This window comes from Cupriavidus sp. GW823-FHT07A04 (genome assembly GCF_058794615.1).
In genome coordinates, this window is sequence record NZ_JBXAHA010000007.1 from 269,206 (window position 1) to 287,028 (window position 17,823).

17 protein-coding genes and 1 riboswitch are annotated in these 17,823 nt (G+C 63.4%); of the genes, 12 read left to right on the forward strand and 5 right to left on the reverse strand.

What is annotated here, in order from left to right; translation table 11 throughout:
* Nucleotides 1-155: 155 nt before the first annotated feature.
* Nucleotides 156-1,580 (forward strand): amidase, encoded by a 1,425-nt coding sequence (locus AC1Q7Q_RS14600; RefSeq protein WP_492375796.1) that lies wholly within the window; start codon nucleotides 156-158, stop codon nucleotides 1,578-1,580.
* Nucleotides 1,581-1,635: 55 nt separating this feature from the next.
* A complete protein-coding gene (locus AC1Q7Q_RS14605; RefSeq protein ID WP_492375795.1) occupies nucleotides 1,636-2,640 on the forward strand; it encodes a Bug family tripartite tricarboxylate transporter substrate binding protein in 1,005 nt (334 codons plus the stop codon).
* A gap of 46 nt (nucleotides 2,641-2,686) precedes the next feature.
* On the opposite strand, the gene ybiA is transcribed toward AC1Q7Q_RS14605, so the two are convergent.
* The gene (gene ybiA, locus AC1Q7Q_RS14610) at nucleotides 2,687-3,259 is read right to left on the reverse strand and encodes a riboflavin biosynthesis intermediates N-glycosidase (RefSeq protein ID WP_492375794.1); all 573 of its coding nucleotides are present in this window, start codon (nucleotides 3,257-3,259) and stop codon (nucleotides 2,687-2,689) included.
* A gap of 166 nt (nucleotides 3,260-3,425) precedes the next feature.
* Nucleotides 3,426-3,613: riboswitch (yybP-ykoY riboswitch) on the forward strand.
* A 9-nt stretch (nucleotides 3,614-3,622) separates the two neighbouring features.
* Between ybiA and AC1Q7Q_RS14615 the strand changes: the two genes are divergently transcribed.
* The 4 genes from AC1Q7Q_RS14615 to AC1Q7Q_RS14630 all read left to right on the forward strand — a co-directional run bounded on the left by AC1Q7Q_RS14615 (nucleotide 3,623) and on the right by AC1Q7Q_RS14630 (nucleotide 6,389).
* Nucleotides 3,623-4,207 carry a TMEM165/GDT1 family protein gene (locus AC1Q7Q_RS14615; protein WP_174426415.1) on the forward strand — a complete coding sequence of 195 codons (585 nt, stop codon included), beginning with the start codon at nucleotides 3,623-3,625 and terminating at the stop codon, nucleotides 4,205-4,207.
* Nucleotides 4,208-4,440: 233 nt separating this feature from the next.
* Nucleotides 4,441-5,067 carry a trimeric intracellular cation channel family protein gene (locus tag AC1Q7Q_RS14620; protein ID WP_492375793.1) on the forward strand — a complete coding sequence of 209 codons (627 nt, stop codon included), beginning with the start codon at nucleotides 4,441-4,443 and terminating at the stop codon, nucleotides 5,065-5,067.
* Nucleotides 5,068-5,069: 2 nt separating this feature from the next.
* Nucleotides 5,070-5,891, forward strand: a complete 822-nt coding sequence (locus tag AC1Q7Q_RS14625) for an AraC family transcriptional regulator (protein ID WP_492375792.1) — start codon at nucleotides 5,070-5,072, stop codon at nucleotides 5,889-5,891.
* Between the two features lie 93 nt (nucleotides 5,892-5,984).
* The gene (locus AC1Q7Q_RS14630) at nucleotides 5,985-6,389 is read left to right on the forward strand and encodes a cupin domain-containing protein (RefSeq protein ID WP_492375791.1); all 405 of its coding nucleotides are present in this window, start codon (nucleotides 5,985-5,987) and stop codon (nucleotides 6,387-6,389) included.
* A gap of 48 nt (nucleotides 6,390-6,437) precedes the next feature.
* On the opposite strand, the gene AC1Q7Q_RS14635 is transcribed toward AC1Q7Q_RS14630, so the two are convergent.
* The gene (locus AC1Q7Q_RS14635; RefSeq protein WP_492376577.1) at nucleotides 6,438-7,514 is read right to left on the reverse strand and encodes an MBL fold metallo-hydrolase; all 1,077 of its coding nucleotides are present in this window, start codon (nucleotides 7,512-7,514) and stop codon (nucleotides 6,438-6,440) included.
* A 156-nt stretch (nucleotides 7,515-7,670) separates the two neighbouring features.
* A complete protein-coding gene (locus AC1Q7Q_RS14640; protein WP_492376578.1) occupies nucleotides 7,671-7,955 on the reverse strand; it encodes a cupin domain-containing protein in 285 nt (94 codons plus the stop codon).
* Between AC1Q7Q_RS14640 and AC1Q7Q_RS14645 the strand changes: the two genes are divergently transcribed.
* From AC1Q7Q_RS14645 to AC1Q7Q_RS14660, 4 genes are all read left to right on the forward strand, one after another.
* Complete coding sequence (locus tag AC1Q7Q_RS14645; protein ID WP_492376579.1) at nucleotides 7,954-8,214, forward strand: hypothetical protein; 261 nt, start codon at nucleotides 7,954-7,956, stop codon at nucleotides 8,212-8,214. The two genes, AC1Q7Q_RS14640 and AC1Q7Q_RS14645, sit on opposite strands and share 2 nt — an antisense overlap.
* A gap of 922 nt (nucleotides 8,215-9,136) precedes the next feature.
* Nucleotides 9,137-9,871 carry an XpsR family transcriptional regulator gene (locus AC1Q7Q_RS14650; protein ID WP_492376580.1) on the forward strand — a complete coding sequence of 245 codons (735 nt, stop codon included), beginning with the start codon at nucleotides 9,137-9,139 and terminating at the stop codon, nucleotides 9,869-9,871.
* Nucleotides 9,872-9,949: 78 nt separating this feature from the next.
* Entirely contained in the window at nucleotides 9,950-10,216 is a 267-nt protein-coding gene (locus AC1Q7Q_RS14655) for a cupin domain-containing protein (protein ID WP_492376581.1), read from the forward strand.
* A gap of 86 nt (nucleotides 10,217-10,302) precedes the next feature.
* The gene (locus AC1Q7Q_RS14660; RefSeq protein WP_492376582.1) at nucleotides 10,303-12,024 is read left to right on the forward strand and encodes a dipeptidase; all 1,722 of its coding nucleotides are present in this window, start codon (nucleotides 10,303-10,305) and stop codon (nucleotides 12,022-12,024) included.
* Between the two features lie 255 nt (nucleotides 12,025-12,279).
* Here the strand turns inward: AC1Q7Q_RS14660 and AC1Q7Q_RS14665 are convergent, their stop codons facing one another.
* Both AC1Q7Q_RS14665 and AC1Q7Q_RS14670 read right to left on the reverse strand, forming a co-directional pair.
* On the reverse strand, nucleotides 12,280-13,719 hold the full coding sequence (locus AC1Q7Q_RS14665) for a purine-cytosine permease family protein (protein ID WP_492376583.1): 1,440 nt from the start codon (nucleotides 13,717-13,719) through the stop codon (nucleotides 12,280-12,282).
* Between the two features lie 268 nt (nucleotides 13,720-13,987).
* Nucleotides 13,988-14,716, reverse strand: coding sequence for a cysteine hydrolase family protein (locus tag AC1Q7Q_RS14670; protein WP_492376584.1), 729 nt, complete (start codon nucleotides 14,714-14,716; stop codon nucleotides 13,988-13,990).
* 141 nt (nucleotides 14,717-14,857) lie between these two features.
* Here AC1Q7Q_RS14670 and AC1Q7Q_RS14675 point away from each other — a divergent pair, with 141 nt between their 5' ends.
* Together AC1Q7Q_RS14675 and AC1Q7Q_RS14680 are read left to right on the forward strand one after the other, a co-directional pair.
* Nucleotides 14,858-15,139, forward strand: coding sequence for a conjugal transfer nickase/helicase domain-containing protein (locus tag AC1Q7Q_RS14675; protein WP_492376589.1), 282 nt, complete (start codon nucleotides 14,858-14,860; stop codon nucleotides 15,137-15,139).
* Between the two features lie 721 nt (nucleotides 15,140-15,860).
* On the forward strand, nucleotides 15,861-17,813 hold the full coding sequence (locus AC1Q7Q_RS14680) for a S8 family peptidase (protein ID WP_492376586.1): 1,953 nt from the start codon (nucleotides 15,861-15,863) through the stop codon (nucleotides 17,811-17,813).
* Nucleotides 17,814-17,823: the final 10 nt, after the last annotated feature.

A 17,823-nucleotide genomic window follows, 5' to 3' on the forward strand; every position in this document is an offset into this window, starting at 1 on the left:
TTTGGGCACGGGGTGATTCAGCTTGGGTGGCGCAGTTTACAAGGGCTGCCCACGGGTCTACTATAGCCGCAAACAGTGGATTCTGGATCCAAAAACCAAAGCCTCGCAAAGCGCGGCATCCAGCCCCCCGAGACACTTTCTGGAGACGCCCGCCGATGAGCGATGCGCTTTGCTTTCTGTCCGCCGCCGAGCTTCAAGGCCGCATCGCCCGCAAGGAAATCTCACCCGTCGAGCTCACGCAGGCCGTGCTCGACCGCGCCGCCCGGCTGCAGCCTGAGCTGAACTGCTTCATCACGCTGTGCGCCGACCAAGCCATCGCCGCCGCCCGCGAGGCGGAGCAAGCCGTCATGGCGGGCAAGCCACTTGGGCTGCTGCACGGCATTCCCTTCACCGCGAAAGACCTCGTCAATACGAAGGGCGTGCGCACCACATTTGGCGTGGCGCCGTACCGGGACAACGTGCCCGACCACGATGCGGTGGCCATCGCCCGCCTGCGCGAGCACGGCGCCATCCTGATCGGCAAGACCACCACGCCCGAGTTCGGCTCCAAATGCCTGACCGATTCGCCGCTGTTTGGCCGCACGCGCAATGCCTGGAGCCGCGAGCGCACCAGCGGCGGATCGAGCGGCGGCGCGGCGGTCGCCGTGGCTAGCGGCATCGCGCCGCTGGCGGTCGCAACCGATGGCGGTGGCTCCACTCGGATTCCGGCCGCTTGCAACGGCGTGGTCGGCATCAAGCAGAGCAACGGCGTGATTCCGCACAGCCAGGCGCAGGACCTGTTCGGCAACCAGACCTATGTCACGCCGACCACGCGCACGGTCGCGGATACCGGCCTGATGCTGCAGGCGATGGCCGGCGAGCATGCCTGCGACCCCTGGTCCATCGGCGTGCCCAAGCCGGACTATGTCAGCGCGGCGCGAGCGCAAGGCGATCTGCGCGGGCGCCGCATCCTTTACTGCCTGACGCCGCCAGGACGCCCGGCATCAGCGGAGGTGGCGCGGGCCTTCGAGGCGAGCCTGTCCAAGCTGGCCGACCTTGGCGCGGAGTTGGAACCTTTCTCCGGCGAAGGCTTCGACGTGGAGCCGATCTGGCGCGCCATCAACCATACGGTCTGGCGCGCGCGCTTTGCCGCTATTGCCGAGGAGCACGGCGACCAGCTCAGCGCCACGTTCCTGCGGCAGGTGGCCTCCGCCGCGCAGGTCAGCGGCGTGGAGTACCAGCAAGCCATGTTCGACCGCACGAAGCTGTTCCAGCGCGTGCAGGCGCTGCTGCAGCGCGCAGACCTCCTCGCCATGCCTACGCTGACGCGCACGGCGCTGCCCATCGGGCAGGACCTGTTCGGCACCATCGACATCGACGGCGAGGCTTTCGAAAACGTGCGCGCGCACTGGTTCCCGTGGACCATGCCGTTCAACATGACCGGCCACCCCGCCATCAGCCTGCCCTGCGGCTTCGGCAGCGACGGGCTGCCGATCGGCTTGCAGCTGGTGGGCCAGTTCCGCGGCGACGCTGAACTGCTGCGTGTGTCGGCGCTGTTCGAGGCGTCGCACGGGCTGCTTGGCCAGTGGCCGCAACCGTAATCCGCTGCAACCGCCTCCCCCTTCATCACCGATAGACTTCGCCACCGCATCCGCCATGACCCAAGCTTTACGCCGCAACCTCGTGATCCACACCCTGGCGCTGTCGGCCTGCGCCGTTGCTGTCCTCGCCCTGCCCCGGCCAGCCAGCGCGGCGGACAACCCGGATGCCGCGATGCACATCATCGTCGGCTACGCCCCCGGCGGCGCGGCCGACAGCCTCGCCCGGATCTATGCCGAGCAACTGCGCCAGGATGGGCATGGCACCGTCATCGTGGAGAACAAACCCGGCGCATCGGCCCGCCTGGCGCTCGACTACGTGAAGCGCGCCAAGCCGGATGGCAAGACCATCTTCATCGGGCCGTCGCCGCTGTTCACCATCTTCCCGCTGACCTACAAAAAGCTGGGTTACGACGCGGACAAGGACCTGGTGCCCGCAGCCGTGCTGACCGACGTGCCAACCGTGATCGCGGCGGGCGTGCAGCAGCCGTACAAGAACATGAAGGAGTTCGTGGAGTGGGCCAGGCGCAATCCCAATAGCGCCAGCCTGGGCCTGGCGACCATCGGCAGCGCCGGCCACCTGGGCACGGTAGCGCTGGGCAAGGCCGCCGGCATCGCCATCACGCCGGCCGCTTACCGCGGCGCGTCCCCGATGCTGGTCGACGTGATCAGCGGCACGGTGTCGATCGGCTGGGATGCCGTGGCCAGCATGATGCCGCTGTACAAGGGCGGCAAGCTGCAGTTCCTGGGCGTGAGCGGCACGCGGCGCGCCAAGGCGCTACCGGATGTGCCGACCTTGAAGGAGCAAGGCTTCAGCCAGTATGACTACGCCACCAGCTGGTACGGCGCGTTCCTGCCGGCCGGCACCCAGCCGGATGTCGTTGCCAAGGTCGAGAAGATGTTCATCGTCGCCTCCGGCAACGCCGCGACCGCCGGCAAGCTGGAGGCCCTTGGGCTGGAAGTGGCAGCCAAGCCTGGCCAGGAGGCGCGGCATCGCATCCAGCTGGAGCGCGCCGCCTGGAAGCCGATTGTGGAGGCTACCGGTTTCGTCGCGGAGGACTGATCAGGATCAGAGGAAGGGGCGGATGACTCCGCCCCTTCCTCCCGCTCTAATGCGCCGCGCCTTCCCTGAGCGCCTCGCGCACAGCCATCAGCGCAAATCCGAGCAGGTTGGGCCCGCGCCACTGATCGGGATTGGCCGCGCGCGGATCGTCAGCGGCCAGGCCAATGCCCCATATGCGGTCCACCGGGCTGGCCTCCACCAGCACGCGCCGCCCGGTGCCGAGCAGGTAGCCAGCGAGGTCCGGATTCTGGCGGAATTTTTCAATATTGCCCTGCGTCACCAGCGCCTGGCACGCGGCATTCCAGCGCCCTTCGTCAAAGCCGCGCACCTCGCGGCCAAGCCGCTTGGCCGCGGCGGGCGAAGGCGCCGCCAGGATACGCGCCAGGGCGGGCTCGTCGCCGAACAGGCGCGCCTTGCCAGCCATCATGAAATGCTCGGCGCTGGCGAACACCTGGCCATCCACGCTGAACCGCGCGGGCCACCACTGCGACAGGCACTCCTTGCCCACCGCGGCTCCCGGCCTGGCGCTGTGGCCCCAGAAAAACAGGTAGGCGGGCCGGTGGCCGCGCCGGAAGGCACTGATCAGGGAGGCGTGGTCATGGATATCGGGCTGGGTCATCGTAAGTCGGTATGGTCTGGCATGGATGGAGCCTGGGCGCCCCCAAAGCTCTCTAGTATTGTTCGCGGCAAAGGTGTGCGTCAAATGGCACAAGGCGCGTGTTCATGAGTAAGGCGTTTTGAGCGCCGGGGCACCGGATCCTCGCCAGCGCAAGCCTGTGGTATCATCTGCGCCGTCTTAGGGGAGTAGCTAGCCTCCAGTCCCCCTGGAGGAGCCTGCGTCAACATACTTGGTACAAAAAACCATGGCGCCGGCAGCCTGATTGGCTCAGCGAGACCTTTGACTTTTCTGTCCACCAGCTGGGGCTGGCACTGGGCAGCGAAGTCATTGGTTCGTTTGTTGCCGGCCCCCTTTGGATGTCACATGGAAGCACTCATTGCTTCGTTCGGTATGGTCGCCCTGGCTGAAATGGGCGACAAGACTCAGCTCCTTTCCTTTCTCCTGGCCTCCCGGTTTCCCGGCAAGCAATGGAGCATCATTGCGGGCATTTTCGTCGCAACGATCTTCAACCACCTCTTTGCCGCCGCCTTGGGCGACTGGGCTGCATCGCACGTCAGCCCGGATGTGACACGCTGGGTGCTGGGCATCGCCTTCCTGGCCTTTGCCGCCTGGGCGCTGATCCCCGACAAGCTGGACGACGAAGGGAACAACGGCAAGCGCGCCGGCGCCTTCGCCACCACCGTCGTCGCCTTCTTCCTCGCCGAGATGGGCGACAAGACGCAGTTCGCCACCATTGCGCTAGGCGCGCAGTATGCCAACCTGAGCATGGTCGTGGTCGGCACCACCCTCGGCATGATGGCGGCCAACGTGCCCGCGGTCCTGCTGGGCGAACGCCTGACCCGCATCATCCCGCTGTCCAAGATGCGCTTCGTCGCTGCGGCGCTGTTCGCCATCTTCGGCATCCTGATCCTGTTCAAGGTGAACTTTGGCCTGAACCTGGGGACCTGAGCCAGCCGCATGGCATGGTCAACTCGCATGGCCAACTCGTGTGCCTTCGCCAGCTTGCGCTTGCGCGCTGGCGTGGCAGGCGATTGGCCGCGATCGACGCTGGCCGAGCCATGAACAGCAACGCGCCGCCGCTGCACGCGCGGCGCGTACCACCGCAGGTGTCTATGGCGCCACTGCCCGGAGGCCAGTATCCTCCTACAGTTGCCCCGCCCCGAGCCCAATTCATCAGCCCAATGAGAACAAGAGCCGAAGTCGTCGTGCTGGCAGCCGATCTTGCCGGCACCACCGTGTTTGCCGTGGAGGGCGCCATCGTCGCCATGCGGCATGGGCTGGACTTTCTCGGCGTGCTGGTGGTCTCGCTGGTCACCGCGGTCGGCGGCGGCATCATCCGCGACCTGCTGATCGGCGCGGCCCCGCCCAATGCAATCCGGGACTGGCGCTATCCCGCCCTTGCCTGTCTTGCCGGCACCGCGGCGTTCGTATTCCACTCGGCGGCGCAGGGGTTTACCGGCCCGCTGATCATCGCGCTGGATGCTGCGGGCCTGGCGCTGTTTGCCGTAGCGGGCGTGCAAAAGGCGACTAACTACGGCGTACGCCCGCTTGTGGCGACGCTGATGGGCACGCTCACCGGCGTGGGCGGCGGCGTGGTGCGCGACATGCTGCTGGCGCAGGTGCCGACCGTGCTGAGCGCCGACATCTACGCCACGGCGGCCTGGCTGGGATCCGCGGTACTGGTCAGTGCCCGGGCCCTGCGCCTGCCGCCGAGCGTCGCGGCGCTGGCCGGCGGCGCCAGCTGCTTTGCGCTGCGGCTGCTTGCCGTGCAACATGACTGGCACCTGCCGAAGGTGCCGGTCTGGTGATCATGCCGTTGAAAGACACCCACCCCCCAAAGGACTGGGTTCTGCGCGCGCCGCAAGCAGGCCGCATGGAACGCATCGAGGCGTTCTTTTCCGGGCATGGCTACGATCCGCATCGCCACGATACCTATGCCATCGGACGGACGCTGTCGGGCGTGCAGCGCTTTCAATATCGTGGTGCAGAGTGCAACAGCGTGCCTGGCGGGACCATCGTGCTGCATCCCGATGAAGTCCATGACGGCGAGGCCGGCACCGAGGCTGGCTTCCAGTACCGGATGTTGTATATCGAGCCAGCGTTGATCCAGCAGGTGCTGGGCGGTAAGCCGCTGCCCTTTATCAAGAACGGCCTGTCCTCGGATGCGCGGCTGTGCGAAGCGACCGGCGTCTTGCTGCAAAGCATGGAGAGCCCGCTCGATCCGCTGGAGGAGGACGATGCGCTGTTCGATCTCGCGCATGCCCTGAGCGCCGCTGCCGGCGCCCGCGCCAGGCACCAGGGCTATGACTACCGGGCCGCAGAGATCGCGCGGGGATTTATGCACGGCGCGCTACACCGCACGGTCACCTTGAGTGAGCTGGAAGCGTGCAGCGGGCGCGATCGCTGGAGCCTGTCGCGCGACTTCCGCTTGCTGTTCGGCACCAGCCCTTACCGCTACCTGACCATGCGCCGGCTTGACCTGGTCCGCTCGCTGCTGATGCGGGGCCAGTCGCTGGCCGATGCCGCGCTGGCCGCGGGCTTCACCGATCAGAGCCACATGACGCGTCACTTCGGCAAGGCCTATGGCATGTCGCCGGCACGCTGGGTGAAGATGCAGCAAAGGCTGCGCTGAGGGCGCCGGCTGACAGCTTGCACGATCGTACAAGATTTCGCGCGCCGGCCTTGCTAACGTGTGCGTTCATGACAAGGCAAGGAGATACACACCATGCAACACGATCTGGCAAGCGCCCCACACAAAGAGCCCGGTGAATACAAGAGCCTGAACTTCGCGCAGAAGCTCGGCCTGATCCATGAGCGCTGGACGCCGAAAGTCATCGCCGAGATGAACGACTACCAGTTCAAGCTGGTCAAGATCGAAGGCGATTTTCTCTGGCACCACCATGCCGAGACCGATGAGGCGTTCATCGTGCTGGAGGGCGCGCTGCGCATCGATTTTCGCGACGGGCACGTGTGGCTATCGGCCGGCGAGATGTTCGTGGTGCCCAAGGGCGTGGAGCACAAACCTTTTGCCGAGACGGAGGTGAAGCTGCTGTTGATCGAGCCCCGGGGCGTGCTCAATACCGGCGGCGAAGGGGGCGAGCGGACGGCGGTCAACGACGTCTGGATCTGATCGCCCCGCCCGCCCTGCCCGCCCCGCCCCGCCCGATCGTCCCGGCGCTCAGGCCTTGCGATAGCGTGCGATGCCGTCCGGGCCCACCTCCATCACGGCCTCTTCCCGATGCACGAGATAGTTCAGGTGGGCAATGCTCTCGCCGGTTGCCATGCCGAGCAGCCCGGGCTCGGCGCCGATGGGGCGGGAGAATAGCTCGCCGAAGACATCCACCGCCCGCCTGGGCTCGGCCAGCGCGGCGCGCAGCCGGTCCAGCGCGTGGTGCTGGCTGCGCTCCAGATAGTCGATACGCGCGTGCAAGCCACGGAAGGGCTCGTTGTGTGCCGGCAGCACCAGTACGTCGTCCGGGACTTCCCGGCGCAGCTTGGCAAGCGAGGCCAGCCAGTCGCCCATCGGATCGGCATCGGGCTCGGTCGGGAAGACCGACACGTTGGAAGAGATGCGCGGCAGGATCTGGTCGCCGCTGATCAGGATCTTCAACGCCTCGCTATAGAGGCAGGCGTGTTCAGGCGAGTGGCCGTTGCCAACCACGACCCGCCACTGGTGCTCGCCAATCGTCAGGTTCTCGCCGTCGCGCAAGCGCCGGTAGCTGTCGGGCAAGGCATGGACGTACTTGCCGAAGCCGCCAAAGCGCACGCGGTAGGCCTCGATGGCATTGTCGCCCCAGCCTGCGCGGCGATAAAAGCGCACGCCGTCTTCCGGTGCCTCGCGCCCGGTGTCCGCCGCGAGCACGCGGCAGTTCAGGTACTCCAGCCGGGTCATCCACAGGCGGCAGGCAAACTTGCGGGTCAGCCAGCCGGCCATGCCGATATGGTCGGGATGCATGTGCGTGACGAAGAGCCGGGTGAGCCCGTCCGCCAGCGCCCCACCCTGCGCGAAAAGCTCGCTCCAGGCGGCGGCGGTTTCGCTGGTTTGCAAACCGGCGTCAACCCCCGCCCAGCCTGCGCCGTCGCGCACCGCCCACAGGTTGATATGGCTCAGCGCGAATGGCATTGGCATGCGGATCCACAGCACGCCCGGTACGATTTCAATCGCGCTGCCAGGCGCCGGCGCTTCTCCGCAGGGGTAGTCGAGAACAGGCTTGCTCTCGGTCCCGGGTGAGGGGGTCAGACTCTCGTCGCTCATGTTGTTGTTTTCCTTGGGTCCGTGCGGACATGCCAGTTGCGCCACGTGGCGCTCCGGATACTGCACCGGCATGGGGCAAGGCTGCGCATCCTTGCGTGCGACGCCGTGAGCGATTCTACCGAGGTCCGGCCGTTCGCGCAGCAGCACGTACCCGGCTCAGCTGGCGCGCGCGGGCGGCGCGTGATCGCCCGGACCCGCCGGGTCGGCCATCAGCGGCGCAGTCGCCACGCCCTTGGCGCCGCGGCGGCGCCAGCCTGCCGGCGGCATGCCGAACTCCGCCGGCAGCGCATCGATGCAACGGCGCACCGCCTCCACAAAGAGCAGTTCGGACAACCTGGCAAGGACGATCTCGGTACCGGCCCGCCATTGCCCCGCCTCGGCCGTTGCGAACTGCAGCAAGGCATCAAGCCAGGCCGAACGGGGATCGTTGCGCAAAACCATGTTCGGCGAGACCGCCCGGGCGATCCACACGGCCACCTGCGAGTTCACCTTCCGCTACCGCTCGCCGGCGCACTGGATCGAAGTGTTCCGCACCTGCTATGGCCCGATGCACAAGGCGTTCGGCGCGCTGGACGCCGGGAAGCAGGCGGCCTTCTCCGAGGAAGTGATGGCGCTGATGGTGAGTCGCAACCGCTCGGGCGATGGCACGCTGGTTTTGCCCAGCGAATATCTCGAAGTGGTGATCGAACGCCACCGCTAATGCGCAGCGCGAAGCGTGCCCTGAAAAACTGACAACCCTGGTGGAAAAAGAACTTCAGGCATTCGATCGCAACCGGCGCCAGCTCCCTACTCTGCTGGCTGGTATCCACCCCCTTTCAGCAGGGTACTGAAATTGCTGTACTGCAGCACACTTACCAACGGCAACTCGATTGACCCTGTTGTTGCCATTCCTTGAGGGTGTAGGCGATCTCCCCGGCCTACACCCCTTTTTCCCCTTCCTCTCTCCATTTGAAGGGCCAGGACGCGTCAATCCAGGGGCGTTTTCACAAAACCAATCCCCCCATCAGAGGGGATGAAAATAATAGATGCGGCGTAACTCCTGGCATTCCATCGTTTTTATGTCAGACATTAAAATATTGCAATGCGTATCACAAATAATCTCGGATATAGTGCGTCGCAACAATTGAATATTTAGCATTTTATTTATTTCATATCGATTTACTGCGGGAAGTAACTCAGAATATGAACGGTTCAGACCGACAGGCATGAACTGGCTATTTCAGTTTCCAGCACCGTGCAAGACAAATACAACGAGCGAGGCCGCAGCCGGCGCGGGAGGGGGGAACCTCCGCATCGTGCAGCCGACCCGCCGGACACATCAAACAACCACGCGGCACGCGCGGCGCTGCAAGCGCCGGGCGGCACGTTGTGGAATCGGTGAAAACGGGGTCCCACCAAAAGGTAGGGGGGCAAAAGTGCAGCACACAGGGGTATTCACGCGTCAGGAACTAGACAACTACTTTGCCTCGTACGTAGGGATGGAAGGCGGAAACCCCAGGGCCAGTCTCTGGATCTGCGACAGAAGCCCGCATCCCTGGTACGAGCGCCTGGCGGGGCCATTGCGGTCGCGCACGGAGCCACCGGCATGGGATGCGGAGTTTCGCGCGAAGCATCGGGAAGACATGGGCAAATGGCTGAACCACCAGCGCATTGCCCGCATCATGGCCGCAGCGCGCGCGCAAGCGCTCGGTATCCGGCTGGATGACAATGACTGGAAGGCGTACTACCGGGACGAGCTCTACGCACCCGACGGCGCGCAATTCAAGCTGAACCTGTTTCCGCTGCCCGTCATGCTCGATGGCCTGACACCCTGGTCCAAAGTGTTCCGCGGCCAGTCCGAACTCGTGCCCAAGGATCGCTACCTGGACCTGTGCCGGCATGGCGGGCGATTCCGCTTCCTGCGCACGCTCTGCGCGCACTGGCGGCCCAAGGTGGTCGTCTGCATCGGCTATCGCCAGGCCGACGACTTCGTACGCGCATTTGGGCTCGAGCAGGTCGCATGTGAAGAGCGGCAATTGCAGCCGGCAGACCAGGTAAGAATCCTGCACATCTACAAGAGGGATGGCACCACATGGATCGTCTGCCCTGCACTCGCAGGCAGCGCGGGGCTGACCTCCGACGTGCAGCTCAACGCGTTCGGCAAGCTGCTCGGCGCCAGCCTGGCGCCGAGCGACTTCGACCACCCTCCCGCGGCGGCATGCGGTCCGGGCAGATTGCCGGAGAGCCTGAATGCGCTGTTGGCCGGCAATGCATCTGGTGGACTGCCAAGCGGCGGATATCCTGCCCAACGGCATCACCACCCTGACCCAAGGGACGCGCGGCAACACAGATCCGATTTCGTGCCCCAGGCCATGTAGCCGCCAGGGCCATGCGCCGGGCCTACGGATTACGCCTATATTCAAAGACCGAACCAAGCGCACGGACAGGGAGCAGCCATGGATCCTGAAGCCTTTGCCGCTCTCCTCGCTCGCGAGGGGTTCCAGGAAGTCGTCACCGTCACCCGTGAGGCTAACGGATCTCTTGACGTCCATGCGCATCCCTTCGCAGCCAGGGCGCTGATTCTCGAAGGCATGCTCTACCTGGCCACCGAAGGCGAGGAACAAGCCTTCCGGGCCGGGGATGAATTCCACTTGCGCGCCAACGAAGCGCACTCGGAGCGCTACGGGCCACAGGGCGTGAAGTACATGGTCGGCAGGAAATAGCGCGCCGCGGCTGCCGGCCGCCCGGCGGGATTTGCACCAGTTGGCCAACTCATGCGAACATCCTTCGTTTTTTGGGAGCCCTGCCCATGAAACGCTCGACCTTGCTCGCATCGCTTGCCCTGCTCACGCTGGCCGTGGGGCAGCCCGCGCTCGCGGACACGCTGAAGAAACCCGGCCTCGACGCACTAGCCGCCGCCGCGCAGGCCAGCCCGCCAGCCGATTTCAACGCATTCCTGAGTGCGGCAGCCAAGGCCGATCCCTCGCTGGCAGGCAGTGTCACCGCCTATCAAAAGCACGCCCCGCTGCACGGCGACGACCTGACCAATATCGGGCGCCTGCTGGGCCTCTATAACCGGATTCACAACCACCAGGCGGTGATCGGCGCCATCGAGCGCATGGTGGCCTTGCGCACCGTGCGCGACGACAAGATCCCGCAGCATGAGAACCCCGCCATCATCGCCTTCGGCAACCTGGTGGAAGGCATGGCCAAGGACTTCGGCCTCACCTTCCGCAATGTCGACAACCGCGTGTTCGAAGTCACGCTGCCGGGCACGGGCAAGGAAGAATTCGGCTTGCTTACCCACGCCGACGTCGTCCCTGCCGTGGCGGACGAATGGGTGCTGGACGACGGCACCAAACTCGATCCGTTCAAGGTCACGCGCGTGGGTGATTATCTGTACGGCCGCGGCACCATCGACGACAAGGGCTCGATTGCCACCGTGCTGTATGCAATGAAGACCGTGAAGGAAAGCGGGCTGAAGCTCAACCGAACCATCCGGCTGATGATCGAGACCACCGAGGAAACGGGCGGCGACGGCATGAAATATTACCGGCAGCACACGAAGCTGCCCGAGTACAACATCGTGCTCGACAGCAAATACCCGGCCGTGGTGGCCGAGAAAGGCTCGGGCAGCCTGAAGGTGTTCTTCCCCGTGCAGGCCACCGACGGCAACGCTACCGCCATCGTCGGCATGAGCGGCGCGGCCGCCGCCAACGCCGTGCCGCAAACCGCGAGCGCGCAACTCAAGGGCGGCGACCTGAACGCGACCCGCGCCCGGCTTGAAGCAGCACGCGCCGCCTTTATCGAGAAGTACGCGCCGCAGGGCAAGTTCGCCATCGATATCACCCAGCGCGCCGACAGCCTGGAGGTCAAGGTCACCGGCAGTTCCGCCCACGGCTCCCGGCCTGAGGAAGGCGTGAATCCCCTGCCGCGCCTGACGCTGTTCCTGCGGGAATCCGGCATCGCGCTGGCCGACAACCACTACGCCCGCGCAGCGAAGTACCTCGACGACCTGTACGGCACGGGCTACTTCGGCGAAAAGATGGGCGTGGCCTACAAAGACGACTTCATGGGCCCGCTCACCCTGTCGCCCAACCTCGTCCAGGAAAAAAATGGCCAGCTGGAAGTCACCACCAACGTGCGCATGCCGCGCGGCAACACGCCGCAAGCCCTGTCCAAGGCCGTGGCCGACAAGATCAACGCCTGGGCTGGCGCCAACCACGCAACGGTGACCATCAGCCACGACCAGGGCGACTGGATGGCACGCGACCCTAAAGGCGCGTGGCTGTCCACGCTGCTCAACATCTTCGGCGACACCACGGGGCTGGAAGCCAAGCCCGTGCCCACCGCCGGCAGCACCACCGCCAAGCTGATGCCGAATGCCATCAACTTCGGCCCCGCCATGCCCGGCAAGAAGTACACCGCGCACAACGCCAAGGAGTACAAGGAAGTCACCGACCTGGACCTGGACATGCAGATGTTCACCGAGATGCTGATCCGCATCGGGGATCTGAAGACGATGCAGTGAGGACCTGGCGGCTGCTCAGTTCGTCATGCTATGCACCGCCAAGGAAATGGGGGGCTGTTCGCTTCATCGAGAAGACGATTCCCTTCGCCAAAGACGTGACTGAGAACACTTACGGCGATCTCAACCAGGGCGAGCGCATCGCCCTCCTGTTTCTGCTTCGCAAGATGATGAGTATGCAAGCGAATCGAGCGCGGATGGATCCGCGTCGCCAATCGCGCAGGGCCAAGTTGAATCCATGATCGATCCACACTCTCTTTACATGGCCACACATCGCTTGTTAACAGCGAGGCGCTCATCAGACGCATCGGCAAAGTAAGTTCGACCTTTAGTTGCAACCGCCAGAGCAACATGGACCGTGAAGGCAACAGCAAAGCCGATGTACGCCGACAGGCCTGCAAGGATTGGGTCCTTTGCGAAGAACCAGAGCCATGAGGCGACAATCGTGCCCGACAACAGCGCAATGACACCGACCGGATTGCATGCGCGGATGTGGCCGGTACGATATTCAATCGGGCCAGTCACGATTTTCAATGCACCGCGGACTACGACAATGTCCGATACGACACAGGCGACCCAAGAGAGCAAAAAGATGCCAGTCCATTCCAGATAGACGGTAAGGTTACCCAGCACGTTGAACCACATCAGGGCGATCGACGCAACAGTTACCATCAGGAGCCAGAATCGGCGGTGGAGCTTGCGTGCCCCGACGGCTTCGGCCCCGGACGCAAACGCTACGGAACTCACATGGAGATTCGTCAGGTTCACGCGGATTTGCGACACCCATGCCAGCGCAACACCGGGAAGCAATCCAATCAATCCGATGAAGTAGATCGATGGGTCCACGCTCCCGGTCACAAGCGTGAAATACATACCCAGGGGGATGGCCCCAAAGAAAAGCAGCGCATACGGCAGAACAACGCTGATGAGCGCCTTACGCTTGAACTCTTCGGCCCGGATGAAGCGATTGTAGTCCGCGGCCTCGAATGGATTGATACCCACCGTCCCCGCCAGCGCCGCAACAATCGCGATGGTGCCGGCGACACCCCCAACCGCGCCCGCGGGCATGGCCGTGAACATGCCGGAAGGCATTCCGGGATTCTTGTTCCACGCAGCCACAATCGCGGCCCCAAGGAGAATGACGTAGACCGGCACGGTCCATGCAAGAATCTTCGTCATGGTGTTAATGCCATTCCAGGCCATCGGCAGAAAGATCAGGGAGACCACCACGTACCAGATCTGCTCGGGGATATGAAAGATCTGGTTAATGGAGTGAGCCAGGATCTGCCCCTCAGTCCCGGCATAGATGACAAAGGTGCTTGCATAGATAGCGGAAGGGAGAATCGAACCCACTGCGCCAAAGCCAGTTCCCCGGGTCAGCAGTTCGGCGGTCAAGCCTTCTTGCGATGCGGTCCGGCAGACGATGAGCGTGAGGACGACCAAAATCACGAACGAAATGACGAGGCCGGACCACGTCGCGGCGGCGCCGCTCTTGGCCAGGAACAGCCCCCCGACGAGTACAAAGAAGAAGGCTGTGACGAAGCCAACCAGTACGGTGAGAATCGAGCCTGCTCCACGCTTAGCGTGATCAGGCACTCTCGAACGGGCATAGTCGTCATGCTCGCCGGAAGCGGCATCGGCTCCTGATGCATGCGGAACTACCCCGCTGCCAGGTGTAATTTCAGAGGTATTGGACATTTCGCTCTTTCGCCTGACTTCAGGCCCGATTGATTTGGTTGGTCGTACAGTCCAGCACATGGGCAGGTAGCTGGGGCCTTGTGGGCCGACCTGTCAGGCCTGTGCTGGCAAGCTTGCAATCCGCCAATAAAGCGCATGAGCGCGGGGCGAAAAGGCGGTCATTCCGCCGCGCGAACCTTCCTCATGCGCCGCGCTGTCGTGCCTCTTATGGCACCTCTGCATGCGTCGAGCGCGTATTCGATTCATTTGGGGTGGCGTGTCTACACGACTACTTGGCGATGCTCGGCAGGACGTTCGCTGTCATCGAACGATGAGGTGGGGTCCCAAGCTTCTCCGTCAGTTCGTCCGCAAGCATCAGGTCGACGAAGGTGGGATACAGGTTATTCAGCGTGGCGTTGTGTTCCTCGTCACTTAGCGTCGCGTTAGCGTCTGCAACGAACACGACGTCATAGTTCAACTGGTGGGCATCGCGCGCCGTGGACTCGGAACAGCAGTTGGTGAGTGTGCCGGTAATGATCACTGTTTCGATGCCGCGCTCCATCAGCCGTTCGTGCAGTGAACAGGTTCCGGGCGTAAATGCACTAAAGCGTGTTTTTTCGACGATCCAATCACCCTCTCGAACATCAAGTTCGGGCCAGAGCTGATGCTCTCGCGCACCACGGCGGAAAGCTGCGCGGGATAGAGCGGCGACTTCCGGGCCACAGAACCTTTCGTACCATCGCGTCCACGGGGTTCGCTCATGCGGATCGTAGGTATATCGCAGGAACACATTGACCCCGCCGCCCTCTCGCACTGCAGTACATATCCGGTTGACGTTCGGAACGATTTCACGCGCAACAGGCACTTCTACGGGAGCACCAACTTCCAGAAATCCCACCTGGAGATCGATGACAAGGTGTGCGGTGCGCGTTACATCAATCGGCCTTGGTGTCAGGTGTCCGCCACGCTGACGTTGGGCGCGCTCCACAATGTGGGGCGAGAGCTTGATTTGATGCATTTATCCCCTCTTGCTGTGCGAGACGGTTGAAACGAGTTCATCCGCCACTTTTGCTCATATCGAGTGTCTACACTCTATTTCATAAGAAGAAACAGGGAATATAGGTAGATACCATGAGCGTAGTCACTGTATTTAAGAGCGATCCCCCGCAAGTATCGCGCTAGGGAAGCCCTCCGATTGCAAGCTGCCAGATTGGTTGAAAATCAACGATGCTGCCAACAGGCCGATGGACTGAATATCTGGACGTACGAGGTGACGGGGCCCCGCAAGTCGAGGCGGCTTCACGGCTACCTTCTTGCAGACCCGAAGCGTTTCCTTGTCTCTCCCATCGGATGCGCAACAGGCCTCTTGTGCGCATCGTCGCCGGCCTCGGCGTGCTTCTCGCTTTCGATGGGCTCGACTTTGCCGTGGCTACCATCCTGATGCCGATAGTCCGGAGGCAGGTCACCACCGAGGCCATCGTCGCCTATGGGGTGGTGGCGTTCCATGATTTTCGAAGCGCAGGCCAAGGCAGTCGCACTCCCTAATGCGCCATCGACTGCATCCGGGATGCCAAGGGATCACTGATGCGCGCACAGCGGCTGTTTCAATTGCTGGGGGTACTTTCTATTGTGCATTGGACGCAGAAGTATGTACCCATCAAATCGCCACATGCCGCAGCGTGTGCGCGTCCTGATCCATTTCCTGCTACGCCGGCTGGGCCTATCTGCTTAGCAATCACGCTTGGCACGACGATGGACGCGCTCACCATCCTGAATCATGGCCGCCACAGGCAACCGCCCCGTTGAACACGGCCCGGCCCCCTCATGTGAGACAGAACGTCGGTTTTTGTGAGACACAGCGTCAAGTGACTAAACGATAACTCTGCAAAAATTGGCGCCGGTTCGTGGTACGCGCCACCCATCTAGCAAGAGCGCGGCCCGGGCCTGAGTGGCACGCGACCTTCGATGGCAAGCACGACTCGCTTGCCGCCACCTGGCCGCGCACGACCAGGCCACCCCAAAGGCTCTCGATAGCAGCCCGGCAGCGCAGCTTGTGCGCGGCGCAGCGCGCCGCGGCTTGCCGGCACCATGCAGTTCCTGCGGGATGCGCCCGGCACGAGCCATAGCGTACTGAAAACACAATATTGAAGGCGGGAAATCTCATGTTGAAAAGTAGGACGACATTCATATCGCTGACACTTCTGGCCGCCGCCGCGCTCTCGGCATGCGGAGGTGACAATCCAGAGAACGCGGCCGCGAACGCTCAGACGCCCGCCGCGCCCACGCCCACGCCGGTGCCCCCGGCGTCCACCTGCGCCGAAACCGGCGTGGATGCGAAGTTCGCCTGCCAGACCGGGGCCACGGAGCCGCTCTACATCTACCAATGGGCGCTCAAGCAGGCCACCAGCTACTTCAAGTCTTTCTCCGGGATCGCGGATGGCGTCACCGATCTCAACGTGGAAGACGTGCACGCCGCGGGCATCAAAGGCCAGGGCGTCAATGTCCTGGTGCTCGATGACGGCGTCGATATCGGCAATGAGGACCTGGCCGCCAATGTGAACAAGTCGATGACTTACAACTTTGACGACGGCACCAACAACCCCACGCCCGCCGATATCCCCAATAACGTTTCGGAGGCCCATGGCACCCATGTCGCCGGCATCATCAGCGCGGCGCAGAATGGGAAAGGCGTGATTGGCATCGCGCCCCGCGCCACCCTGGGCGGCGCGCGTTTCATCGGCACCGCGAATGCCAGTATCTTGCAGGCCTACGGCGGTGCCGACTGGTCCAGGAACGCCCACATCATCAATGCATCATACGGAGGCAATCCCGTAGTGCCGGACGAGTACGACACCGAATCCGGGAGCAGCTCCGTCATCAGGGCCTTTCCAAACCTGAGAAGCGGCAAGGGCCTGGTCATGGTGAAGGCCTCAGGCAATGAGTACAACAACACCGGCGGCGACAACCCCAGGTTTTGCCCGGATGTCGGTGGGATACGCGGCGTCATCAGTTGCGAGAATCCCGCGAACGACACAGAGGCGCTGGAGCCAGGTGTCATCCTGGTCGGCGCGGCCAACGCCAAGGGCATCAAGTCAAGCTACTCCAACGCCGGGGCGGTCAACTGGATCACCGGGCTTGGCGGTGAATTCGGAGAAGCGGGGCAATACGGCGAGCTCGGCTCCGGTCCGATGATCTTCTCGACCGACCTGAGCTCTTGCGCGAGAGGCTATAGCCGCAACTTCCTGGAACTCACCAACGCATTCAGCATTGGCGGCAGCGCAACCAACAAGAAAGATAATCCGAACTGCGACTATGCCAGCATGAATGGCACCTCGGCCGCCACCCCGACCGTTTCGGGGGTGGTTTCACTGATGCTGGCGGCAAATCCAAACCTGACGTGGCGAGACGTGCGCGAGATTCTGCGCGCAACCGCCAGGAGAATCGATCCGGACTATGGCTCGCGCGACAACCGGAATCTCCGGCTTGACCTGAAGCAGGGGACATTTACCGGCAGCGAAGATGCCGGCCTCGTCGATGGCAGCCAAACGGCACGGCTGGATCTGGGCTGGCAAAAGAATGCCGCGGGCAACTACTACTCGAACTGGTACGGCTTCGGCCTGGCGGATGCCGCGGCCGCTGTCAGGCTGGCGAAGGCGTACAGTGCCTACAAGCCGGCAACCCTGGCCATTGGCGACTTCACCAAGGCGTTCGCCGATAGCGCCCAGCTCAAGTACGGCTCGGTCCAGAAACTGGGGCAGTTCACGGTCGGCGGCAATGACAAGGTGGATGCCCTGCAGCTGAGACTGAGCGGCTCCATCTGCGTCGGCAGCGTTGGCGTCTTTGTCAAATCGCCCTCCGGGACCATTTCCGCACTCGCTGTTCCATACAACAGCTACTACAGCACGGGCGTTCCGGAAGTGAAAAGCTACGGGCTGGGCAGCTATGCATTCCATGGCGAGAGCGCCGCCGGGAATTGGGAGGTGTATGCGGTCAGCGTGATGCCGGCCACCGCTGCGCCCGGCACGTGCAGCAGTTTCCAGCCGGAAGCCGACGGCGTCAGCGTCAAGCTCAGCAAGCCCTTGGCTGTTGAATACCGTGTGATTGCCGCGAAATAACGGGGCGAGG